Origin of the sequence: Virgibacillus kekensis, from assembly GCF_042654125.1 — a bacterium.
Lineage (GTDB): Bacteria > Bacillota > Bacilli > Bacillales > Amphibacillaceae > Lentibacillus > Lentibacillus kekensis.
In genome coordinates, this window is the sequence record NZ_JBHSFU010000003.1 from 272,594 (window position 1) to 295,106 (window position 22,513).

Sequence of the window (22,513 nt, forward strand, 5' to 3'; positions counted from 1 at the left end):
CCCATGAAAGCACGTGACTTATCAGTCCTATTAGGAGTTATTTTAATTATTGTTATGCTGGTTGTCCCATTGCCGGGATGGCTGTTAAGTATTCTTATCTTACTTAACATATCACTGGCCCTTATTGTTATCCTTGTTTCCATGAATACACAGGAGGCACTGCAGTTCTCCATTTTCCCTGCTCTCTTGCTGTTACTAACATTGTTCAGACTGGCACTGAATGTGTCAACAACAAGATCGATTTTGTCTGAAGCCGAGGCTGGCGGCGTGGTTGCCACTTTTGGATCCTTTGTAATTGGAGGTAACCCGCTGGTAGGTTTTGTCGTCTTTGTAATTTTAGTTATTATTCAATTTTTGGTTATTACAAAGGGTGCGGAAAGAGTATCGGAAGTTGCAGCACGTTTTACTTTGGATGCTATGCCGGGAAAGCAAATGAGTATTGATGCAGATTTAAACGCTGGACTAATAACCGAACAGCAGGCAAAAGAACGTCGCGAAAAAGTGGAAAATGAAGCTGACTTCCACGGCGCGATGGACGGTGCCAGTAAATTCGTTAAAGGCGATGCGATAGCAGGTATCATAATTGTCCTTATAAATATTGTGTTTGGATTAATCATTGGTATGGTGCAGATGGACTTTACTTTCCAGGAAGCAATAAATACATACATGCGTCTTACTGTAGGGGACGGGCTTGTCAGTCAAATTCCTGCACTGTTAATTGCAACTGCGACAGGGATTGTTGTAACCCGTACCACTTCAACTGGAAACTTGGGGAGCGATGTAACTGGTCAGTTACTTCAATATCCAAATTTGTTGATAATTGCTGCCGGTGCCATTTTTCTGCTGGGACTGACACCCATAAACTTCTTTCTTACGACTGCAATTTCCGCCATTCTTATCATTGGTGCCCTGGCGTTAAAGCGTCAGGAAAAAGAAATCGCAGAACCGGACACCGAGGAAGAGGAACAGGCTGAGTCATCAGCGATGAAGTCACCTGAAAGTGTCGTGAGCCTGCTGAATCATGATCCTATTGAATTTGAGTTTGGTTATGCGCTGATTCCATTGGTTGATGCCAGTCAAGGCGGGGATTTGCTTGACCGAGTAGTTATGATTCGCAGACAGCTGGCAATTGAGCTGGGTATTGTCGTACCTGTTGTACGTATCCGCGATAATATACAGTTAGGCCCAAATGAATACAGGCTTAAAATTAAAGGCAATGAAGTCGCTGCCGGAGAACTGCTGCTTGATCACTATCTGGCAATGACCCCGGATTTTGAGGATGAGGACATCGAAGGAATCGATACAAAGGAACCTGCTTTTGGACTTCCGGCTAAATGGATTAGTGAAGAACATAAAGACGATGCTGAACTTTCCGGGTATACTGTTGTTGACCCACCATCTGTTGTGTCTACGCACATTACCGAAGTAATTAAGCAAAATGCACATACACTTCTTGGACGGCAGGAGACAAAACAGCTGATTGACCATCTGAAAGAAAGCTATCCCATCCTGGTGGAAGAGGTGACCCCCGAACCACTGGCGGTCGGCGATGTACAGAAGGTCTTGGCAAAGCTGCTCAGAGAGAATATATCCATCCGTAATCTTCCGGTTATCTTTGAAACGCTGGCCGATTTTTCCCGAATGACAAATGATACGGAATTGCTTGGCGAGTATGTTCGACAATCATTGTCTTCACAGATAACCAAACAGTATGCATCCGATGATATGTCACTTAAAGTGGTAACAGTGTCAGGCAAAGTGGAAAAAATGATTGCTGAAAATATTCAACAGACGGAGCACGGTAACTATTTGGCGCTGGACCCTGAATCGCAGCAGCTTATCGTCCGAACGCTTCACGAAGAAGTCGAGAAACTTACTCTCCAGGAGGAAACGGCAATTGTTCTTTGTTCACCGGCTATCAGAATGTATTTAAAACAGCTGCTTGAGCGTTTCATGCCGCAAGTTGTAGTCTTATCGTATAATGAGCTGGATCCGAATATTGAAGTACAAAGTGTAGGGGTGGTGAATGTAGCATGAAGGTGAAAAAATTTGTGGCACCAACAATGCCGGAAGCAATGAACCGAATACGGAAAGAGTTGGGGTCGGAAGCAGTGATTCTTAATTCAAAGGAAATATATCAAGGTGGGTTCCTTGGTATGTTTAAAAAACGCAATATAGAAGTTATTGCAGCGTTGGATCCGCAACCGGGTCCGCCGCCGGCAAAGCAGGAACCGGTAAAAACCCAAGTTCCAGCAAAAAACCCCGGCAATGACGACAACCAGCATATTTTGAATGAAATCAGACAGCTTAAGCAGGTAGTTGAGCTGCAGTCCAAGCAAAACCCGACCGGTTATTCTGCTGATTTCCAGGTAATGTACAATTATCTTACCAGTCAAGAAGTAGACGAAGGACTAGCGAGAGATTTGATTGATTCAATTTCTGAGGATAGGGACTCTCCCAAGCCAGAGGGGAATTTGCTTGCAGGTGTAAAAAACGAATTGAAAAAGCGATTGGCTGAATTACCGTTCCAGGGAGTGACCTATGACAAACAAATTCTTCAATTTGTCGGTCCTACCGGTGTGGGAAAAACAACAACAATTGCTAAAGTAGCTGCTGAAAGCATGCTAAAAGATAACAAAAAAGTTGCTTTCATCACTGCTGACACATACAGAATCGCTGCAATTGAGCAACTAAAAACGTATTCAAAAATACTGGATGTACCACTGGAAGTGGCATACAGTATTGAAGATTACAAATCAGCTGTTAAAAAATTTGAATCATACGACCTTATCCTGGTAGATACGGCAGGGCGTAATTTTCGCGACGAGCGTTATATCAAGGAATTGCAGGAAAGTATATCGTTTCATAACGATATTGAGACATATTTGGTACTTTCGCTTACTGCCAAGCCAAAAGATATTCTGGATATCTATGAACAATTTCAACATTTGGATATCAGAGAAGTTATTTTTACCAAGACCGATGAAACTACACAATATGGAAGTATATTAAATATCACGCTTCTCAAAAATGTCGGAGTGGCCTACATGACTAACGGACAGGATGTTCCAGATGATATCATCCATCCTTCACCGGAGATTATTACAGATTATATAGTAGGTGAATATAGTGGTTCGTGATCAGGCTTCGAGTCTCAGACGCCGGTTGGAAATATCCAAAAGCCCTAGACAGGCAAAGACCATTGCCATTGTAAGTGGTAAGGGTGGTGTTGGGAAATCCAATGTAGCTTTGAATTTCTCCCTGGAACTGTTGAAACAGGAGAAGAAAGTACTTTTATTTGATTTGGATGTTGGTATGGGAAATATCGATATTCTGCTTGGATTACAAGCTAAGAAATCAATTGTCGATATGTTTCAGGAACATTTACCGGTTCACGACATTATTGAGACGGGACCGCGTGGACTTGCCTATGTTTCTGCAGGTTCAGCACTATCTGACTTTTTCGCTTTAAATTATGAGAATAGAGAGTACTTTTTAAGCGAGTATGAGAAGCTTATAGAAATCTATGACTATATTATCTTTGATATGGGAGCAGGTGCGACATCAGACTCTCTCTCAATTATCATTGCTGCTGATGAATGTATTGTTGTCACTACACCCGAGCCAACTGCCATTACTGATGCATACGGCATGATTAAATATATATTAAGTAATAGGTCCACCATGCCAATTTCGGTGATTATGAACCGTTCAGCTTCCACTAAAAGCGGGAGGAAGGCACTGGACAGGTTTCACCAGGTAGTGTTCAAGTTTTTAGATTCCGAAATTAACAAACTTGGTATTCTGCCTGATGATAAAACAGTATCGACTGCAGTTATCCGTCAGATACCATACGTACTTCTGAATGAAAAAGCTCCAGTTTCAAAGGCAGTTAATGAAATAGCCACCAATTATGTAATGGACAGGCAGGAAGACCTGGTAATTAAACGGAAATCTTCTTCCTTTGTTCAAAAGTTAAAGCAATTGATGATAGAGAGGTAAAAATGTGGAACCGACACGTGTCCTAGTGGTCGATGACTCGGCCTTCATGCGTAAAATGCTTACAGAAATTATTTCAGGAGATTCCAGATTTGAAGTGGTGGCGACTGCTAGAAATGGTTTAGATGGCCTGCAGAAAATCAAAGACTATCATCCTGATGTGGTTACTCTAGACGTTGAAATGCCTGTGATGGATGGGATTACCGCATTAAAAAAGATTATGGAAACTATGCCCCTACCGGTAGTCATGCTGTCAAGCCTGACTGGTAGAGGTACAGTGAAGACCATAGAAGCGGTCTCGAGTGGGGCGGTTGATTTCATCACTAAGCCTTCCGGGCCAATATCTCTGGATATCGATAGAATTGAGCAGGAAATACTTACAAAGGTTTTTGAAGCAGCTAACTCAAATATTTCCTTTTCACCCATTGCCTCTGTTGCAAGCAAGGTGAATACAAACTCTTGGCACGGACAGAAAAAGACAGTAATAGGGATTGGCGCTTCAACTGGTGGACCACGTGCCCTGCAACAGGTCCTAACAAGTCTGCCGGCAAATTTCCCGGCGCCTGTACTGATTGTCCAGCATATGCCGGCCGGGTTTACCAAATCGCTCGCTGATCGTCTGAATTCCCTTGCTGATATACATATAAAAGAAGCGGAACATGGAGAAATTCTACAAAGAGGCACAGCATATATTGCACCAGGCAATCAGCATATGAAAGTTATTAATGTGGGAACTGCTCTTTCAATTGAACTCAACAGTGATATCCAACGAAAAGGGCACAGACCATCAGTTGATATATTGTTTGAATCGATTGCAGACCTGAACCGGGTACGGAAAGTGGCTATCGTCCTGACCGGTATGGGAAGTGATGGGGCTGAGGGGATCATCCGCTTAAAGACGAGTGATCACAACAGTCATATAATAGCTGAAGCAGAACAATCAGCTGTTGTTTACGGCATGCCGAAAGCGGCAGTAAATACAGATCATGTCAATCAAATTATACCTATGCAACAAGTAGGACAGGTTTTAACCGGAATTGTAAACAGTTAAGGGGGGAATTAAATGGATACAGCACAATATTTAGGGGTTTTTATTGATGAGAGTAATGAGCATCTTGAAGTTTTGTCCAATCAGTTGCTGGAACTGGAAAAACGACCGGAAGATAAAACGGTTATTGAGGAGATATTCCGTGCTGCCCATACACTTAAAGGTATGTCGGCAACTATGGGTTTTAGTGATATTGCTGATCTTACTCATAAACTTGAAAATGTCTTTGATGGAATCAGGTATGATAAATTAACTGTTCAGCCGAATATGATGGATATTCTGTTTGATACAGTTGATTCCCTGAGTCTCATGGTGGAAGATATTAGTAACGGTGGCGATGGGAAACGGGATGTCGGAAGTATCGTTATGTCACTGGAACGGTTAGAGCGCGGAGAAGTGGATGTAAGCATGGAATCTGCAGAACCTGTCAGTACGAGGGAAACGGCACTTACGCTCGATGAGTTTGAGCTGTCAATTTTAAAAGCATCAAATGAGCAGGGTTTTTTCAACTATGAAATTACGGTTCAGCTTAGGGAAGATTGTCTTCTGAAAGGTGCCCGTGTTTTTATGGTATTCGAAACCATAGAAAAAATCGGTGAAGTTATAAAGTCGGAACCTTCTGTCAGTGATCTGGAGGAGGAGAAGTTTGATAGTTCTTTTACCGTTATCCTGGTTTCTCAATCGGAACCTGAAGAAATTAAGTCTAGTATTATGAAAGTATCAGAAATTGAACGTGTGACTGTTGAGTCATTTTCAGTCGATGTATTTAATAAGCAACAACAGGCTAAACATGCACAGGAAGAAGCTGCATCTTCTTCAGAGCAATCGACACAGATGTCCGGCGAAGTCCCTGCAGGTGGCCGGACGAAATCTAGTAAAACAATTCGTGTCAATATCGACAGACTTGATATTCTGATGAATCTGTTTGAAGAAATGGTAATTGATCGTGGCCGTCTGGAACAAATCTCCGGAGAACTTGGCAACCAGGATCTTCAGGAGACAGTAGAGCGGATAACCAGAATTTCCGGTGATTTGCAGGATATTATCCTGACCATGCGGATGGTTCCAATCGACCAGGTATTCAGCCGTTTTCCACGAATGGTAAGGCAGCTGGCACGGGATCTTAATAAAAACGTCAACCTTGAAATTGAAGGAGCTGACACAGAACTTGACCGAACAGTCATAGACGAAATCGGTGATCCTCTGGTTCATCTAATCAGAAATGCACTGGATCACGGAATTGAAACACCAGAAAGCCGTGTCAGTCAGGGGAAACCTGAACAGGGAACTATTCATCTTCAGGCATATCACAGCGGAAATCATGTATTCATTGAGATATCAGATGATGGGGCAGGAATTAACCGACAGAAAGTACTTGATAAAGCGATATCCAACGGAGTGATTGACAGTACACAAGCAGAGACACTATCAGACAGACAGGTAAATGAATTAATTATGGCGAGTGGTTTTTCCACCGCAGATACCATTTCTGATATATCAGGACGGGGTGTTGGGCTGGATGTTGTAAAAAACACGATTGAATCTCTAGGTGGAACGATAGCGATTGAGGCAGAACCCCACAGAGGGACAAAATTTTCGATTCAATTGCCTTTGACACTTTCAATTATTTCCGTATTACTTGTTAAATTACAGGCTGAAACGTACGCTGTTCCGCTTTCTTCTATTATTGAAACAGCAAAAATACATAGAGACCAGATTCTGCAGGCACACAATAAGCGTGTAATTGATTTTCGCGGGAAAGTTGTCCCGTTGGTGTTTATGAATGATGTTTTTCAGGTACCTGGTAAATACCAACTCCACCAGGAAAACCTGTCAGTTGTCATTGTCCGTAAAGGAGAACGTATGGCAGGTCTTGTGGTAGATTCGTTTATCGGTCAGCAGGAGGTAGTGCTAAAGTCACTTGGGAACTATTTGTCAGATACCTTTGCAGTATCCGGTGCTACCATCTTGGGAGACGGAGAAGTTGCTTTAATAATAGACAGTAACGCACTAATAAAATAATCATTCGGGAGGGTTTTAGGTGAGTAATGAGTCGGTAAAAGAACGGAAAGTAATCGTATTTCAGTTAAATAACGAAGAATATGCTGTTTCTATACAGCAGGTAGGATCCATTGAGCGTTATCAATCTATTACACGTGTTCCGCAGACAGCTGAATTCGTAAAAGGTGTAATCAATCTTCGAGGGATAGTCATTCCTGTAATCGATTTACGGACCCGCGTGGGACTTAATGAAATCGAGGCTACAGAGTCAACCCGAATAATTATTGTTTATATGGAAGATATGGAAATCGGACTGATTGTGGATGCTGCCAACGATGTCATCGATATTCCAGAATCAGCAATTGAGCCTCCACCGGAAGTTGTTGGTTCAGTTGACGTTGATTATATTGACGGGGTTGCGAAACTGGATAGCCGGTTACTGATCCTATTGAATCTGCAAAAGGTACTAACAGAAGAAGAAGTCGATGAACTTAAAACAGTGGAAGGTTAGGGAGGATGGAAGAAAAAAATCCTTTTTCACTAGTTCAAATAGATGTATTAAAAGAAATTGGTAATATCGGAGCAGGCAATGCTGCTACATCGATGTCCAGGCTGATCAATAAAAAAGTAGATATGCAGGTGCCTTCGGTGAAAATCATTACTTTTGATGAAGTTATGGAACTGGTGGGCGGAGCAGAAACCCCCGTAGCAGCGGTAATGATAAATATAGAAGGTGAGGCTCCTGGAAAGGTATATTTCATACTAACCATCGAGGAAGCAAAATCGCTAATAACGAGTATAACCGGGCAACAAGATGTCGACTTACTTAACAATACTGAGCAGGATGACCTGGTGGTTTCTGCCGTCAAAGAAACAGGGAATATACTTACAGGATCTTATATAACGGCGCTTTCTGACTTTACCGGTCTTCTGTTAAAGCCATCCGTCCCATACCTGAGTGTCGATATGGCTGGGGCTGTACTCTCTGCTGGTCTTATTGATGTTTCAACTGTGACTGATTATGCAATTATTATTGATACACAGATTAATGAGGGAGAAACGGAAAATGGTATAAAGGGCAACTTCCTGTTTCTGCCTGACCCCGACTCATGCGCCAGGCTATTCCATTCATTGGGGATACAGAATGATGGGTGACACTGCGACGGTAGTAAAAGTTGGGATTGCTGACCTGAATATTGTCAGTGTCCCCGATAAAATACGTACTTCCGGTCTTGGTTCGTGTATCGGAGTTGTAATTTATGATTTATCAAATCAAATGGCCGGTCTAGCCCATGTAATGCTTCCTGACTCCGCTATGGCAAAGCAGGATAACCTGAACAAGTATAAATACGCTGATACAGCAATTGATATATTGGTAGATAAACTTATTGTTGCGGGGGCGGAAAAATTCGCCTTGAAAGCTAAAATGGCAGGTGGTGCGCAAATGTTCCAGTTTACCTCAGGAAATGATTTTATGCGCATTGGTCCCCGTAATGCTGCTGCAGTAGAAAAGAGACTTAAATTCCATCGAATTCGGCTGATAGCAAAAGACATTGGTGGAAATAGCGGACGAACAATCGAGTTCGATCCTGAAACTGGAAAGCTGCATATCAGAACTATTTCAGAGGGCGAACGAGTTATTTAAGTACGGGCAATTATTTCTGTCTTTAAGATTTCAAAAGAGGGAGGAGCGAGATTATGACAGGCAACAAATCTCCTCTAGAACAGACACTATGGCGTAACTGGTTGGATAACCAGGATAATGAGGCTGCAAATAAATTGATAGAAAACTATATGTATCTAGTTAACTTTCACGTCGAAAGAGTTTCCAGTCATCTTCCGAGTAATGTTAGCAAAGACGATTTGAAGAGCTTTGGATTACTAGGATTATTTGATGCTTTAAATAAATTTGAGCCTGAGCGTGATTTAAAGTTTGATACATACGCCTCTTTCCGTATCCGTGGTGCCATTATTGATGGGCTGCGCAAAGAAGACTGGCTGCCACGATCCATAAGGGAGAAGACGAAAAAAGTTGAACTTGTTTCACAGGAACTCGAACAGATTTACCATCGCGCCCCAACGTCAAAGGAAATTGCCGACAAACTTGAAATTCCTGCAAATGAAGTAGAAACGCTGGTTCGTGATTCTTTATACGCCAATATTCTATCCATCGAAGAAAAACCAAAAGACGGGGGACAGGAGCATAAAGAAGGAATTGGTTATACCATACCTGATGAATCCTCTGTTTTACCTGACAATCATATAATGCAGTCGGAAGTGAAGCGTGAACTTGTGGAGAGTATGAAACAGTTGAACCAGAACGAGCAAATGGTTATTAGCTTATTTTATGATCAGGAACTGACATTAACAGAAATTGGACAGGTTTTAGAATTAACTACCTCAAGAATTTCACAAATCCACAAAAAAGCGATTTTTAAGTTAAGAAATACATTGAATAAAATTCAATCTGTTACGTAAAGGCATGTTTTATGGAATTATTCAGCAAAAAAGAGGGTTTTCTCATCTTTCCAGCGAAATAGAAGGTATGAATTCTTTTATAATAATATAAAAGGAAGTGGGACTGTTGAGCTGGAAATCAATCGAAATGCAGGTGGCTCTTCCTCGCACCCAGGATGCTGGAAAACTTCAGGAACAAATGCTGAAACAAAACCAGCATTTTCAGGAATCACTTGCTGGAAGTCAATTGAAAGAAGCGGAACGTAAGCGTATACGTGTACAGGAAATGGATAATGTAGAAGGCACAAAAGTAAAGGAAAAACAGGAGATTGACGGTCAGGAGAAAGAGCAAGAGAAACAGTCCAGACAGAAAAGCCGTGGGGAATTATCTGCACATCCCTACCTCGGCACGCAAATAGATTTTAATGGATAGAGGGATTTTATGACTTCAATGTTACTGATCATCAGTTTTATTCTGCATATTATTGCACTGACAGCAATCTATCAGCTGTTCAAGCAATTACAGTCGTCAAAAAGTGGAGACTCCCGGGAGATTATCGAACTGATGGATACTTATTTAGAGGAGATAAGGGAAGAAAACCGGATTCTTGAAATAAAACTCCGTGAACAAAATCCCAATAACAATAGGGTAACGGAGCAACGGGTAACAGGGGATACCTATATGTCACAGAAGGAAGCTGCTACTTCGCATTCTCAAAAAGCAGAGGAAAATCAGGACTATCTCCCGAATATATCTAAAGTAACAGACGCACCGGAGATGTCACAGCAGGCACAAATCCTTCAGCTTCATAGTAAGGGGCTATCGTCTGACGAAATAGCCAAAAGTTTGAACTGTGGTAAAACGGAAGTGGAGCTAATTTTGAAGTTCCATAAAAAATAATAAAAATATCGGAAAGTGGCGGGACAGCAGATTTTCTATAACCTGCGATATAACAGCGAAGCTACGAGTTGTTTCGCATTTTATATCAACTCCAATGTAAAAATCATCTACAAGAGGATAACATTATTAATTTATACTTTTTATCACTCGAATTTTGTAAGAAAAGGTTGGTTGTGTACCAGCCTCTTTTTTAAGGTATATAAGTATAAAAAATATACTTGATATTATTTTTATACATGGTATACTTTTTCATAAAGAGGTGTTGCATATGCAAACTTGTCCATATATTGAGGCCTCCTTTCAAATATTGGGAAAAAAGTGGAATGGGCAAATCATCCATTATTTATCCTTATGTGAGAATCAAACGGCTCATTTTTCGGAGATGAAGCGTGATTTAAAAGGAATTACGTCTAGAGCGTTATCCATGAAGCTCTCTGAACTAGCAGATGAGGAATTAGTTGAGAAACTAGTGGAAAGTGGATCGTTTGTTACGATTTCTTACAAATTATCAGAAAAGGGAAGAGCTCTGGCCAATAGTCTTAAACCGATTCAAGAATGGGCACAGCAATACATGGAAGTTAAATTACCAATGGAAGGTGAGGAAAATTAAATGGCGAACAACGATAACATGATTTGTGATTTGGAAACGGGTGTTTGCGGTGTACCAGGGGGAGACGAATTACAGGTAATAGATTTAAACAAACCAAAGAAAACGATTGATTTATATTATGTGACAGACCCAATTTGTTCTCATTGCTGGGCATTGGAACCAGTTCTTCGTCGCTTTGTTGAACAGTATGGCGATTATTTCAATGTTCATACGGTTATGGGAGGGTTACTGGAAAAATGGGGCGGCGGACCGGTTGACCCCGCAAATGGAATCTCAGGGCCAGCAGATGTTGCTGGACATTGGCAGGAAGTTGGGCAACAGACTCGCATGCCAATTGATGGAACGCTTTGGTACAGTAACCCTGTTCACTCATCATACCCACCTTCCCGCGTATTTAAAGTGATCCAGAAACAGAATGAAGCGTTAGCAGGAGTGTTTCTACGGCGTGCCAGGGAAGCAGTTTTTGCATTCAATCAAAATATTGCTGATAAAAACGTTCTTATTGATATCGTTAATAAGCTTGGATTCGATGGAGAAGATATTGTGAATAAGGCGGAATTACCGGACGGACAGCAGCTATTGGATGAAGATTTTTCACTTGCTGCAAGCTTGGGCGCCAGAGGATTTCCTACTATTATTATGGTGAATGAGGAAAATAAAGGGGTGAAAATTGTTGGTGGTCGTCCTCTTGAGTACTATATATCCGGACTTAAACAGGTTCTGGATGTAGAAGAGCTTGAACCAAAGCAACAGCCTGCACTTTCCGGTTTGCTGGAAAAAGAAGAACTTCTATTTTCGAAAGAGATTGAAGTAATGTACGACATTGAAAAAGAAGATGTGAATGAATTTGTTGAAAAAAGGCTTTCGTCAGAAGCATATCAGGCGAAGGAATTGCTTGGAGAAATATACTTTGTAAAGAAATAGTATGGAGGGGGAAGTAATCGCTATTATTGTTCAGAAGCGATTACTTCCTTTTCTTTAGTTAACAAGCTTGTTTTATAATTCATTTGGGTATACGATAAGTCTTTGGACAAATTAAGCAAGACGAAAGGCGTCATGAAATGGATAAACGTGTATATTTTTTAATGATTGTGGCATTTGTTGTAGGAATGGTCGAATTAATAATTGGTGGATTATTGGATCTGATGGCAGAGGATCTTGGTGTCAGTTTAGGCCAGGTTGGATTCCTGATCACTGTATTTTCACTGATTTTTGCTGTTGGGGCTCCGATATTATTAATCCTAACCTCCAAATTAGAGCGAAAACAGCTAATGCTTATATCACTGGCTGTATTTTTGCTGGGGAATATTGTGACTGTATTCAGTCCGACTTACATGGTTGTCTTTATAGGAAGAATTATTTCAGCATTGAGTGGTTCATTGCTGATCATTTTATGTTTAACGATTGCACCGTCAATCGTTCATCCAAAATACCGTGGGAGGGCAATTGGGATAGTATCCATGGGGGTCAGTGCATCGATTGTGCTGGGTCTTCCTGTCGGGCTTTTATTGGGGAATGCTTTTGGTTGGCGTGCGCCGTTTGTACTGATAACAGTTTTGGCAGTATTCTCCATGATTGGTGTATTCTTACTAATGGAGCGGATTGAACCAAAGCCTTCAAGCCCAATCAGAAAACAACTTGCTACATTAAGAGACCGAAAGATATTTTTTGGGCAGGCTATAACATTTCTATTTATAACAGGACATACTGTTCTATATGCCTATTTAACCCCATTCGTTAAAATAACCATGGGGGTTGACGGAACCTGGGTTAGCGTAATCTATATGATTTTCGGAATCGCTGCGGTAAGTGGTGGGGGAATTGGCGGTACTTTATCGGACACCCTAAGCCCGAAGCGCACTATTATGTTAACAACTGTTCTGTTTGCACTGGTTATATTCGCCATCCCATATACCACTTTCGCTTTGCCGGTGTTTTTGGTGATTCTGGTAATCTGGGGGATGCTCAGCTGGACATTGGCACCAGCAACACAGTCCTATCTTATTAACCTGTCACCTGCAACATCCGACATTCAGCAGAGCCTGAATAACTCAGCTCTCCATCTGGGTATCGCATTTGGATCCTTAATTGGCGGTTTGGTTATTGAGCGTGCGCCTATCGAACAAACTGCGACTGTGGGCGGTTTTTTTGTTATCCTTTCCATTGGAGCGGCGCTGATTTCCATGTATCGTGGACAGGATTCACGACCTGCACATGAATGGAAGGGTCGATAGGGATCAATCTTAGGTTTTATTGAAAACGAATTGAAATGTTAGCATAAAACTGGAAGTAACACACGGACCCTAGTCGGCAGTGGTTACTTCTTTTTTGTGAATGGTCGAAAGTGGTTTACATTATTTTTTGGTTGTCATTCAAAAACTCAAATGATTCATGATTGATAGGGTCACCCTGATCTTTCGTTTGATTAACTGCCCTTCGTTTTATGGTGAAGGGCTTCTTGTCAAGGAATGCCGATTTCAGGCCTTCCACGATAAAAATCATTGCTAGAATCGTAAGCGTTAAAGCGATGACAGGAGGATAAATCATCCACGGGTAAATATTGATGACATCTCGTGCCGCAGCAATTAAGCCAGCCCACTCATAGGAAAGAGATGAACTAATCATCTCCGGTTGATTCCCCATTTCCAAGCTACTATCTTCTACTATAAGGTTTGTACCGCCAATAAAAAGTCCCAGAATACCAAGATGTGCAAATAGTAATAACACCTGAACGATTTGTTGCGCAAACAAAATGAATAGGCGAGGTAAAAGAAAGGGGACGACATGGCGCCATAGTATTTGGACCCGGCTACTGCCTAATGATCGTGCACTGGTAATAAACTCATGTTTCCCTATTTCCGTAACTTCCTCACTAATTATAAAAGTTAATGTCGGTAATGCAATGAGAGTGAGACATGTAAAGGTTAGAAGAACTTTCTCAGGTCCCGTAAAAGCCCAACTGTAAATGACTACTACTGGCGATAGTATGATATATACAACCAGAGCGGAAGGAGCATATGTAAATGAATCTGAAAAGCTTTTCAATGTTGGCCTTAACTTTCTCAGAGATGTACTAAAAGCTATGCTAGCTAATAAAGATAGGATCATCCTAAGCAACGCTACTATAATTGCAAAGCCAATGGTATATTTCGCTCCCTGTATGATTTTATAAACCATACTTACACCTTGAGAATCTGTACCCAAAAGATATTCTTCAGAAGGGGGCAGAGGGTGTTTTCCGATAAGCTGGCCATTCTCATTATATACCAATATACTTTTTAATGGCTGTGGAGGTTCGGTAAACAAGCTATAAAAAATACTGACCGTTAACATAAAGAAAATAGTAAGAATCCCCATTAAAAATAGAGGCTCTTTAAAGATTTTCCATACCATGTTTTACCAAACCTCCTTTTATCAATGCTACTTTTCCAAAGGTAAAGAACAAGTAGAAGGGTAGAAAAACCATTAATAACCCAATAGTTAATATAATGGGTGTAGTTGGTGCATAAGCCCACATAAATTGCATGAAACCTTTCATATTAAAGATAATTTCCAGCATTAGTAAGTTGGAAAGTGCAAACCAGTATATAGTTCGGAATTGATAAAATAAAATGAGAAACGTGTTTCGTGAAATATGAACAAGTAAAATAAAACTTTTTTGTAAACCCTTTCCTTTTGCGAATTCAACATATTCCTTGCTTAATTCATCCTCAAACAACTGCACTAGATGTTTAATAAGAAAAATTGCCGGTAACGTAGCAAGACATAGAATAGGCAATAAATAAGCAGGTTCCTGATATGATGAAAGAGTTTCAAAAAGTAAGATATCTGTTTTTCCGTATAGCCAGCTAATAGTTGTCTGAAGAAGTAGAATTACAAATAAGTCTGGTAGCGACTCTAACAAAAGAAGTAAAAAATTTACGGGTTTTTTATACTTGGTTGGTATCAACATGATAATGAAAGTAATTAAAACAGCAAGTAATATCCCTACAAAAAGTGCGCCTGAAAATATTGCCATGGAATATAAATATTTATAAAAAAACTCTGGAAAAAGTGGTAGAAACATTCCTTCAAAGTAGTAGTTAATTCCATTTAAATTAAGTAGGTCTTTGATCGTACCAAACATATGTACCAGATAGTTTACTGGGTGAAAACCAATATCGTGGCTAAGGAAAGAAGCATCTTTTAATGCTCCAGTCTGCAATAACTTTAAAGTTGATTGGAGCTGATAAATTTCATCGGAAAACAAATACGGAAGTGAGCCCAACATCAATATTCCTATAGTTGTGATAAGAAAGTGATAGATTGATTTCATATTCCACCTCCTAGTTTGCCCTACATAGGGTAATTTATGCTACACAGCCGAAGACGGCTGTGTAGCATTTGGCTGGTTCTATCTTATAATGTCAGCAACCGCCAGTTCCACCCCCGGTTCCGCCACCATCCCCACCATTGTCAAGGATGCACTGGGGTACCGTATACGCATACGTAGTAGACTCAAAGGGTGTTACAGAAAATACTCCTACCATTACAATTGCAGAGATAATCATGGTGATTTTCTTTTTCATAATATTTCCACCTCCTTCAAATATATCCATATTATAACAATTAACTCACCCGGACTCAACCGTGGTTTTCATATTTTTTAAAAAATTCAAATGAGCTAATTGTAGGAAAAAGATTATTTGTGAGGAGGTATTAAGTAAAAATAGGACTGAAAATCCGTTACTCAAACTGCACCAAACGATTTATAATTAATAGAGTAAAAAATTTCACTATCCATACCCAATAAAACTTGAATGAGATACCGTAATATGATATATTAATTTTTGGTGTAAAGACATGTTCACCAATCGAAAGTGAGCAAGTATAACACACACGTCCAGTAATTTGGATAAAGGGTGCCGTAAAGGTCTTTATCTGAAGATGATCCGGGCGGAGGAAAAAAACCATTAGGAGGAATTTTTTATGTCAGTAATTTCGATGAAGCAACTGCTTGAAGCTGGTGTGCATTTTGGTCACCAGACACGCCGTTGGAATCCGAAGATGAAAAAATACATCTTCACGGAGCGTAACGGTATCTACATCATTGACCTGCAGAAAACTGTTAAGAAGGTTGATGAAGCATACAAATACGTTAAGGACATCGCAGCTAACGGCGGTACTGTTCTTTTCGTAGGTACTAAGAAACAGGCACAGGATTCAGTTCGCGATGAAGCGACTCGTTCCGGCATGTTTTATGTAAACCAGCGTTGGTTGGGTGGAACACTTACAAACTTCCAGACAATCCGCAAGCGTATCAACCGTCTTAAAGACATTGAACGTATGGAAGAGGACGGAACTTTTGAAGTACTTCCAAAAAAAGAAGTTGTGGATCTGCTTAAGGAAAAAGATCGTCTAGTGAAATTCCTTGGTGGAATCAAAGAAATGAACAAGCTTCCAGATGCTATGTTCGTTATCGACCCACGGAAAGAACGTATTGCAATTGCAGAGGCACATAAGTTGAACATTCCTATTATCGGAATCGTTGATACAAACTGTGACCCTGATGAGATTGACTACGTTATTCCTGCCAACGACGACGCAATCCGCGCTGTCAAGCTTCTTACATCCAAAATGGCTGATGCTATTCTGGAAGTAAAGCAAGGCGAGGAAACTGAAGAAGTGCAGGCAGAAGAAGCTGTCGCTGCTAATACAACTGATAAAGAGTAATCTTAAAAAGGTCAGGTGATAAGGGGATTAGCCTTTTATCACCTTTTTTTGCAGAAGGAAGGTATTAAACTTCGCCTGCATAAGTGTAACTTAGGCATTTGCTAAGTTTTTAACACTAAAAAGCTGTGCAGACTAATACTATGGTGTGCCAGCTTCCATACTTAAGGAAAGAGCAAGAAAAATATTTTTGATATACAAGGAGGATTTACAATGGCTGTAACAGCAAAAATGGTTAAAGAGCTTCGTGAAAAAACTGGTGCTGGTATGATGGATTGTAAGAAAGCACTTCAAGAAACTGACGGAGATATTGATAAAGCAATTGATTTCCTGCGTGAAAAAGGTATGGCTAAAGCTGCTAAGAAGGCAGACCGTATCGCTGCAGAAGGTTCTACTCATATTGAGGTTAATGATAACTCAGCTGTTCTGCTTGAAGTCAACTGTGAAACAGACTTCGTTACCAAGAATGACCAGTTCAAGCAGTTACTTTCCGAGCTTTCAAAACATATTATAAACCAGAAGCCTTCAGACGTTGAAGAAGCACTTCAGCAGAAACTTCATGGCGACGGTGACAAAGTGGAAGAATACATTAACTCCGTTGTAGCGAAAATTGGTGAGAAAATTTCTCTTCGTCGTTTCACATTAGTGAATAAAACTGACAATGATGCCTTTGGTGCTTACCTTCACATGGGAGGACGCATTGGTGTTCTTACATTGTTGGAAGGAACAACTGAAGATGAAGTAGCAAAAGATGTAGCAATGCATATTGCTGCTGTTAACCCTCGTTACGTATCCCGTGACGAAGTTTCAGAAGAGGAAGTAAACCGTGAGCGTGAAGTTCTAAAAACTCAGGCGCTTAATGAAGGTAAGCCACAACATATTGTAGAGAAAATGGTTGAAGGCCGTCTTGGTAAATTCTTTGAGGAGATTTGCCTATTGGAACAGGACTTCGTTAAAGATCCGGACCAAAAAGTTAAGAAGTATGTGGCAGATAAAGGTGCTACAGTTAAAACATTCATTCGTTATGAAGTAGGCGAAGGTATGGAGAAACGTGAAGAAAACTTTGCTGAAGAAGTAATGAGCCAGATGAAAAAATAATGGTTGCGAAGGATAGGGAACACAAGACGCTGTTCCCTTTTCGCTAGCCTTCAATAAGATCACCACGTTAACATCCATTTGCGTAAGCCGGTTTATTCCAACGCTTAACGCAGTATAATAGAAACAATATAAAATTTCTATGGAGGTAATTATGACAACAGCTCGATACCGTAGAATTGTGTTAAAATTAAGTGGAGAAGCATTAAGCGGGGAACAAGGCTATGGAATTGAACCTAAGATTATTCAATCTGTCGCCGCCCAGATTAAAGAAGTAGCTGAACTCGGAGTAGAAGTTGGTATTGTTGTTGGAGGCGGAAATATCTGGCGTGGTAAAGTAGGCAGTGAAATGGGCATGGACCGGGCAACAGCCGATTACATGGGAATGCTCGCTACCATTATGAACTCACTCGCGCTTCAGGACAGCCTTGAGAATATCGGTATAGAGACACGCGTACAGACATCTATCGAGATGCGGCAGGTTGCTGAACCTTATATAAGAAGAAAAGCGATACGCCATCTGGAGAAGAAACGTGTTGTCATATTTGCAGCCGGTACGGGAAATCCTTATTTTTCAACAGATACTACTGCTGCATTACGTGCGGCTGAAATTGAAGCTGAGGTCATTCTAATGGCTAAGAATAATGTTGATGGTGTTTATTCAGACGATCCTAAACTGAATAAAACTGCTGAAAAATATACAGAGATTTCCTATTTGGAAATGCTGAACGAAGGACTTGGTGTCATGGACTCCACTGCATCTTCACTGTGCATGGACAATGACATCCCGCTGATTGTATTTTCGATTACGGAAGAAGGCAACATAAAACGTGTTGTCCAAGGTGAAACCATAGGAACAACGATAAGGGGGAAATAAAAATGAGTGACCAAATTTTGAAAGAAACACGTACAAAAATGAGCGAGGCTGTACAGGCATTTTCAAGAAACTTGGCAACAGTGAGAGCTGGACGTGCTAACCCGTCCCTTCTGAATAGTGTTTATGTGGATTACTACGGAGCTTCAACGCCATTGAATCAGCTTGCTACCATATCCGCGCCCGAGGCAAGGCTTCTGGTTATCACGCCATTTGATAAATCGGCTGTAGGAGATATTGAAAAGGCTATTCAGAAAGCTGACTTAGGATTGTCACCATCAAGCGATGGTAATGTGATTCGCATCAATATTCCACAACTCACGGAAGAGCGCCGTAAGGATTTGGTTAAAGTTGTTGGGAAATACGCAGAAGAAGCACGCGTACAAGTGCGGAATATTCGCCGTGATTCAAATGATCAGCTGAAGAAAGCTCAAAAAAATGGTGATTTGACTGAAGATGAATTGAAAAGCTCCCAAGATAACGTACAAAAAGAAACAGATAGTCATATTTCAGAAATTGATCAATTGGCTAAAGGCAAAGAGAAGGAAATATTGGAAGTTTAAATTCTGCATTAAAATAAGATGCTGTTGCCCTCTTGTTTAAGAGGGCTTTTATTTCCAATGAACAGCTTTCCTGCTGCTTGCCGGACTGGCACATACATAAATGAGTATAAAAGGAATTCTTTGAAATATCATAAAAACCATTCTTACTCAGCCGGGAGTAAGGGAGGTTTTTCTAATATTTTAAAGAAATCCTGATAAAAAATTATGCATTATAGTGATATAATGGTGATTCATCCTAATAGGATAAGATAGAAATCAATTCGCTTAATACTATTTATAATGTAGGTAATAAAGAATTGAAGAGGATAATCGACCATACCGGAGGACAGATTATGTCAATGAAGCTTCCTTTTTTTAAAAATAAATCTAAAGAAACCAACGAGCCTGAGGCGCTTGAAAATGTTCCCAATCATGTTGCAATCATTATGGATGGTAATGGACGATGGGCAAAAAAAAGAGGGCTCCCACGGATAGCCGGTCATAAAGAGGGCATGGACGTGGTTAAAGAAATTGTCAAGGCTGCCAGGAACTATAATGTGAAGATCTTGACTTTGTATGCTTTTTCGACAGAGAATTGGAAACGGCCTAAAAGCGAAGTCGAATTTCTAATGAAATTGCCGAAAGAGTTTTTACATATTTACTTGCCTGAACTCATGGAGAATAATGTAAAAATCAACACAATAGGTAACTATGATGAGCTCCCTGCACATACGAAGGAAGCTATTGATTATGCGAAAGAGAAGACACAAGATAATGATGGATTATTGTTGAATTTTGCTTTAAACTATGGAAGTAGATTTGAAATCATCCGTGCAATCAGACAAATTATGACAGACATGGAAGGATCAGATCTTTCTATTGATAATCTGGATGAAAAGATATTTTCCGAGTATTTATATACAAAAGATTTAACAGATCCTGACCTGCTTATCCGGACAAGTGGTGAACAGCGGTTAAGTAATTTCCTGTTATGGCAGGTGGCTTATTCTGAATTCTGGTTTACGGACGTTTTATGGCCTGATTTCAATAAAGAGATTTTTAAAGAAGCCCTCGATGATTACCAGAAACGCAAACGCAGGTATGGAGGGATTTAAGGTGATGAAAAGAATATGAAACAGCGAATACTGACAGCAATTATTGCATTTCTCATATTTATTCCGTTTGTTATTATTGGAGATAGACCATTTATAATTTTTGTTTATCTGCTGGCGACTATGGGATTGATTGAACTAATGCGAATGAGGAAAATCGGCAAATATTCAGTTCCGGCAGTGCTTGCAATTGGCCTTTTATGGGTTATCCTCGTACCGGGGTCCTATGATTTGTTTCCAGCCTTTACAAAATTCGATTTTATTATGATATTTGTTCTTTCGTTATTGTCATATACTGTTCTGGTAAAGAATAAGTTTACCTTTGACGATGCTGGCTTTATCCTTCTGTCTACTGTATACGTAGGAATGGGGTTCTTTTATTTAATCGAAACGCGTATGCTGGAATCAGAGGGACTGGTAAGTATTTTCTATGTGCTGCTGGTAATTTGGGCTACAGATACGGGGGCATATTTCTTTGGACGTGCATTCGGTAAAAAGAAATTGTGGCCTATGATCAGTCCCAAGAAAACTATAGAAGGGGCTGTCGGCGGAATAATTCTGGCCGTTGCCGTTGGGGTTATTTTTTATATTCTCTACCCTTTACAATATGGTATGATGGTTACAATAGCAGTTACCATTCTCGTATCCATTTTTGGACAAATTGGCGACCTGGTTGAATCCGCATTTAAACGGCATTTTGGTGTAAAGGATTCTGGCGATATCCTCCCAGGTCACGGCGGTATATTGGACCGGCTGGACAGTTTGTTGTTTGTATTGCCAATTCTGCATTTCGTCCAGTACTTTGATTAGTACAAGGTATTGAAAATAGAGAGTAAAATAGTATAAGAAGACAATTTTTTTCCGACAGACAATAAAGGAAGGTGCTTCTTTTGAACACAGTTATTGCGTTTATTTTTATGTTCGGCCTGCTTGTATTCGTACATGAATTTGGCCATTTAATATTTGCGAAGCGCGCTGGAATGCTTGCACGCGAATTCGCTATTGGATTCGGTCCTAAAATATTTGCCTTCACTAAGAACGAAACAGTATATACGATAAGACTGCTACCAGTTGGAGGATATGTAAGAGTTGCCGGCGAGGATCCTGAAATTGTGGAACTTAAAGCAGGCCAGCACGTCGGACTTGAATTCAATGAAGCAGGAAAAGTCAACAAAATAATCGTCAATAACAAGTCCAAACATCCTTACGCAAGAGTTATTGAAATCGAACATGCAGACCTTGACCATCAGCTGGTGATTCAAGGGTACGAAATAGATGAAGAGGATAACCGTCTAAACTTTGAGGTGGATCCTAAAGCATTTTATGTTATGGACGAAAAGGAAACACAGATTGCGCCTTATGATAGACAGTTTGCATCGAAAAGTGTACCACAGCGTGCAATGCAATTGTTTGCGGGGCCGATGATGAACTTCCTGCTCGCCATTCTAATCTTTATTATCGTAGGACTTATACAGGGTGTGCCTGTCGAACGAGCTGTCGTATCGGGTGTACAGGATGGCAGTCCTGCAGATGAGGCAGGGTTGCAGAAGGGTGACGAAATAGTCCAGATAGAAGGCAATTCAATTTCCACATGGGATGAATTCACGGAAATAGTACGGGAAAACCCTGATAACGAGTTAAATATGACGGTACAGCGGAATGGTGAGACCGAATCACTTTCCGTGACCCCGAAAGTAATTGAGAGTCAGGGAGTGGAGTATGGACAGGTAGGTGTTCAGCGAGCTTTTGAAAAATCTGTCCCCGGAACGCTGAAGTATGGAGTAACTCAAACCTATGATACGACTAAACTCATTTTGACTAATCTCGGAATGCTGGTTACAGGTCAGTTGCCGATTGAAACTTTATCAGGACCGGTTGGTATATACGATGCAACCGACCAGTTTGTCCAGGCAGGGATTATGACATTCCTTATGTGGACAGCAATATTGAGTGTGAACCTTGGTATTGTCAACTTGGTACCGTTGCCTGCACTTGATGGTGGCCGCTTATTATTTGTGGGAATAGAAGCCGTCCGCGGAAAACCAATCGATCCACAAAAAGAGGGCGTTGTTCACTTTGTGGGATTTGCTTTACTAATGTTGTTAATGATCGTAGTTACCTGGAATGATATCCAGCGATTGTTTTTATAAAATGCAACCGTAAAG

General features: G+C 40.6%; 24 protein-coding genes. 21 read left to right on the forward strand and 3 right to left on the reverse strand.

Translation table 11 applies throughout. The features are described from left to right. The first annotated feature begins 3 nt into the window (after nucleotides 1-3). The 14 genes from flhA to ACFO3D_RS02830 all read left to right on the forward strand — a co-directional run bounded on the left by flhA (nucleotide 4) and on the right by ACFO3D_RS02830 (nucleotide 13,250). Nucleotides 4-2,037, forward strand: coding sequence for a flagellar biosynthesis protein FlhA (gene flhA / locus ACFO3D_RS02765; protein WP_390293072.1), 2,034 nt, complete (start codon nucleotides 4-6; stop codon nucleotides 2,035-2,037). Next, complete coding sequence (flhF, locus tag ACFO3D_RS02770; protein WP_390293073.1) at nucleotides 2,034-3,140, forward strand: flagellar biosynthesis protein FlhF; 1,107 nt, start codon at nucleotides 2,034-2,036, stop codon at nucleotides 3,138-3,140. Before flhA ends, flhF begins: the two co-directional genes overlap by 4 nt. Beyond that, complete coding sequence (locus ACFO3D_RS02775; protein WP_390293074.1) at nucleotides 3,130-4,002, forward strand: MinD/ParA family protein; 873 nt, start codon at nucleotides 3,130-3,132, stop codon at nucleotides 4,000-4,002. The genes flhF and ACFO3D_RS02775 overlap by 11 nt, the downstream gene beginning before the upstream one ends. Nucleotides 4,003-4,006: 4 nt before the next feature. Next, the gene (locus ACFO3D_RS02780) at nucleotides 4,007-5,050 is read left to right on the forward strand and encodes a protein-glutamate methylesterase/protein-glutamine glutaminase (RefSeq protein ID WP_390293075.1); all 1,044 of its coding nucleotides are present in this window, start codon (nucleotides 4,007-4,009) and stop codon (nucleotides 5,048-5,050) included. A gap of 12 nt (nucleotides 5,051-5,062) precedes the next feature. After that, on the forward strand, nucleotides 5,063-7,069 hold the full coding sequence (locus tag ACFO3D_RS02785; RefSeq protein ID WP_390293076.1) for a chemotaxis protein CheW: 2,007 nt from the start codon (nucleotides 5,063-5,065) through the stop codon (nucleotides 7,067-7,069). A 19-nt stretch (nucleotides 7,070-7,088) separates the two neighbouring features. After that, complete coding sequence (locus tag ACFO3D_RS02790; RefSeq protein WP_390293077.1) at nucleotides 7,089-7,559, forward strand: chemotaxis protein CheW; 471 nt, start codon at nucleotides 7,089-7,091, stop codon at nucleotides 7,557-7,559. Nucleotides 7,560-7,564: 5 nt separating this feature from the next. After that, entirely contained in the window at nucleotides 7,565-8,203 is a 639-nt protein-coding gene (locus tag ACFO3D_RS02795) for a chemotaxis protein CheC (RefSeq protein WP_390293078.1), read from the forward strand. Then, nucleotides 8,196-8,693, forward strand: a complete 498-nt coding sequence (locus tag ACFO3D_RS02800; protein ID WP_390293407.1) for a chemotaxis protein CheD — start codon at nucleotides 8,196-8,198, stop codon at nucleotides 8,691-8,693. Before ACFO3D_RS02795 ends, ACFO3D_RS02800 begins: the two co-directional genes overlap by 8 nt. 53 nt (nucleotides 8,694-8,746) lie before the next feature. After that, a complete protein-coding gene (locus ACFO3D_RS02805) occupies nucleotides 8,747-9,526 on the forward strand; it encodes a FliA/WhiG family RNA polymerase sigma factor (RefSeq protein WP_390293079.1) in 780 nt (259 codons plus the stop codon). A 97-nt stretch (nucleotides 9,527-9,623) separates the two neighbouring features. Beyond that, entirely contained in the window at nucleotides 9,624-9,938 is a 315-nt protein-coding gene (locus tag ACFO3D_RS02810) for a hypothetical protein (protein WP_390293080.1), read from the forward strand. Between the two features lie 9 nt (nucleotides 9,939-9,947). Continuing rightward, nucleotides 9,948-10,406, forward strand: a complete 459-nt coding sequence (locus ACFO3D_RS02815; protein ID WP_390293081.1) for a DUF6115 domain-containing protein — start codon at nucleotides 9,948-9,950, stop codon at nucleotides 10,404-10,406. A gap of 268 nt (nucleotides 10,407-10,674) precedes the next feature. Beyond that, entirely contained in the window at nucleotides 10,675-11,016 is a 342-nt protein-coding gene (locus ACFO3D_RS02820) for a winged helix-turn-helix transcriptional regulator (RefSeq protein WP_390293082.1), read from the forward strand. After that, on the forward strand, nucleotides 11,017-11,940 hold the full coding sequence (locus ACFO3D_RS02825; protein ID WP_390293083.1) for a DsbA family protein: 924 nt from the start codon (nucleotides 11,017-11,019) through the stop codon (nucleotides 11,938-11,940). A 137-nt stretch (nucleotides 11,941-12,077) separates the two neighbouring features. Beyond that, nucleotides 12,078-13,250, forward strand: a complete 1,173-nt coding sequence (locus ACFO3D_RS02830) for an MFS transporter (RefSeq protein ID WP_390293084.1) — start codon at nucleotides 12,078-12,080, stop codon at nucleotides 13,248-13,250. A 115-nt stretch (nucleotides 13,251-13,365) separates the two neighbouring features. On the opposite strand, the gene ACFO3D_RS02835 is transcribed toward ACFO3D_RS02830, so the two are convergent. The 3 genes from ACFO3D_RS02835 to ACFO3D_RS02845 all read right to left on the reverse strand — a co-directional run bounded on the left by ACFO3D_RS02835 (nucleotide 13,366) and on the right by ACFO3D_RS02845 (nucleotide 15,584). After that, nucleotides 13,366-14,409, reverse strand: a complete 1,044-nt coding sequence (locus ACFO3D_RS02835) for an ABC transporter permease (RefSeq protein WP_390293085.1) — start codon at nucleotides 14,407-14,409, stop codon at nucleotides 13,366-13,368. Beyond that, a complete protein-coding gene (locus ACFO3D_RS02840; protein WP_390293086.1) occupies nucleotides 14,390-15,331 on the reverse strand; it encodes an ABC transporter permease subunit in 942 nt (313 codons plus the stop codon). Before ACFO3D_RS02840 ends, ACFO3D_RS02835 begins: the two co-directional genes overlap by 20 nt. Before the next feature lie 91 nt (nucleotides 15,332-15,422). Continuing rightward, nucleotides 15,423-15,584 carry a hypothetical protein gene (locus ACFO3D_RS02845; protein WP_390293087.1) on the reverse strand — a complete coding sequence of 54 codons (162 nt, stop codon included), beginning with the start codon at nucleotides 15,582-15,584 and terminating at the stop codon, nucleotides 15,423-15,425. Between the two features lie 400 nt (nucleotides 15,585-15,984). Here ACFO3D_RS02845 and rpsB point away from each other — a divergent pair, with 400 nt between their 5' ends. The 7 genes from rpsB (at nucleotide 15,985) to rseP (ending at nucleotide 22,498) form a co-directional block, all read left to right on the forward strand. Next, the gene (gene rpsB, locus ACFO3D_RS02850) at nucleotides 15,985-16,728 is read left to right on the forward strand and encodes a 30S ribosomal protein S2 (RefSeq protein WP_390293088.1); all 744 of its coding nucleotides are present in this window, start codon (nucleotides 15,985-15,987) and stop codon (nucleotides 16,726-16,728) included. A 210-nt stretch (nucleotides 16,729-16,938) separates the two neighbouring features. Beyond that, the gene (tsf, locus tag ACFO3D_RS02855; RefSeq protein WP_390293089.1) at nucleotides 16,939-17,823 is read left to right on the forward strand and encodes a translation elongation factor Ts; all 885 of its coding nucleotides are present in this window, start codon (nucleotides 16,939-16,941) and stop codon (nucleotides 17,821-17,823) included. A gap of 151 nt (nucleotides 17,824-17,974) precedes the next feature. Next, a complete protein-coding gene (pyrH, locus tag ACFO3D_RS02860) occupies nucleotides 17,975-18,697 on the forward strand; it encodes a UMP kinase (RefSeq protein WP_390293090.1) in 723 nt (240 codons plus the stop codon). A 2-nt stretch (nucleotides 18,698-18,699) separates the two neighbouring features. Then, entirely contained in the window at nucleotides 18,700-19,257 is a 558-nt protein-coding gene (gene frr / locus ACFO3D_RS02865; protein WP_390293091.1) for a ribosome recycling factor, read from the forward strand. Nucleotides 19,258-19,589: 332 nt separating this feature from the next. Then, entirely contained in the window at nucleotides 19,590-20,351 is a 762-nt protein-coding gene (locus ACFO3D_RS02870; protein ID WP_390293092.1) for an isoprenyl transferase, read from the forward strand. Nucleotides 20,352-20,366: 15 nt separating this feature from the next. After that, complete coding sequence (locus ACFO3D_RS02875) at nucleotides 20,367-21,158, forward strand: phosphatidate cytidylyltransferase (protein ID WP_390293093.1); 792 nt, start codon at nucleotides 20,367-20,369, stop codon at nucleotides 21,156-21,158. 80 nt (nucleotides 21,159-21,238) lie between these two features. Next, on the forward strand, nucleotides 21,239-22,498 hold the full coding sequence (gene rseP / locus ACFO3D_RS02880; RefSeq protein ID WP_390293094.1) for an RIP metalloprotease RseP: 1,260 nt from the start codon (nucleotides 21,239-21,241) through the stop codon (nucleotides 22,496-22,498). Nucleotides 22,499-22,513: the final 15 nt, after the last annotated feature.

What these genes read in the sequence shown, in the direction of transcription:
- flhA (WP_390293072.1), top strand. Translation starts at nt 4, where the DNA reads ATGAAAGCACGTGACTTATCAGTCCTATTAGGAGTTATTTTAATTATT.
- flhF (WP_390293073.1), top strand. Translation starts at nt 2,034, where the DNA reads ATGAAGGTGAAAAAATTTGTGGCACCAACAATGCCGGAAGCAATGAAC.
- ACFO3D_RS02785 (WP_390293076.1), top strand. Translation starts at nt 5,063, where the DNA reads ATGGATACAGCACAATATTTAGGGGTTTTTATTGATGAGAGTAATGAG.
- ACFO3D_RS02795 (WP_390293078.1), top strand. Translation starts at nt 7,565, where the DNA reads ATGGAAGAAAAAAATCCTTTTTCACTAGTTCAAATAGATGTATTAAAA.
- ACFO3D_RS02800 (WP_390293407.1), top strand. Translation starts at nt 8,196, where the DNA reads ATGGGTGACACTGCGACGGTAGTAAAAGTTGGGATTGCTGACCTGAAT.
- ACFO3D_RS02805 (WP_390293079.1), top strand. Translation starts at nt 8,747, where the DNA reads ATGACAGGCAACAAATCTCCTCTAGAACAGACACTATGGCGTAACTGG.
- ACFO3D_RS02815 (WP_390293081.1), top strand. Translation starts at nt 9,948, where the DNA reads ATGACTTCAATGTTACTGATCATCAGTTTTATTCTGCATATTATTGCA.
- ACFO3D_RS02820 (WP_390293082.1), top strand. Translation starts at nt 10,675, where the DNA reads ATGCAAACTTGTCCATATATTGAGGCCTCCTTTCAAATATTGGGAAAA.
- ACFO3D_RS02825 (WP_390293083.1), top strand. Translation starts at nt 11,017, where the DNA reads ATGGCGAACAACGATAACATGATTTGTGATTTGGAAACGGGTGTTTGC.
- ACFO3D_RS02830 (WP_390293084.1), top strand. Translation starts at nt 12,078, where the DNA reads ATGGATAAACGTGTATATTTTTTAATGATTGTGGCATTTGTTGTAGGA.
- ACFO3D_RS02835 (WP_390293085.1), bottom strand. Translation starts at nt 14,409, where the DNA reads ATGGTATGGAAAATCTTTAAAGAGCCTCTATTTTTAATGGGGATTCTT.
- ACFO3D_RS02840 (WP_390293086.1), bottom strand. Translation starts at nt 15,331, where the DNA reads ATGAAATCAATCTATCACTTTCTTATCACAACTATAGGAATATTGATG.
- ACFO3D_RS02845 (WP_390293087.1), bottom strand. Translation starts at nt 15,584, where the DNA reads ATGAAAAAGAAAATCACCATGATTATCTCTGCAATTGTAATGGTAGGA.
- rpsB (WP_390293088.1), top strand. Translation starts at nt 15,985, where the DNA reads ATGTCAGTAATTTCGATGAAGCAACTGCTTGAAGCTGGTGTGCATTTT.
- tsf (WP_390293089.1), top strand. Translation starts at nt 16,939, where the DNA reads ATGGCTGTAACAGCAAAAATGGTTAAAGAGCTTCGTGAAAAAACTGGT.
- pyrH (WP_390293090.1), top strand. Translation starts at nt 17,975, where the DNA reads ATGACAACAGCTCGATACCGTAGAATTGTGTTAAAATTAAGTGGAGAA.
- frr (WP_390293091.1), top strand. Translation starts at nt 18,700, where the DNA reads ATGAGTGACCAAATTTTGAAAGAAACACGTACAAAAATGAGCGAGGCT.
- ACFO3D_RS02870 (WP_390293092.1), top strand. Translation starts at nt 19,590, where the DNA reads ATGTCAATGAAGCTTCCTTTTTTTAAAAATAAATCTAAAGAAACCAAC.
- ACFO3D_RS02875 (WP_390293093.1), top strand. Translation starts at nt 20,367, where the DNA reads ATGAAACAGCGAATACTGACAGCAATTATTGCATTTCTCATATTTATT.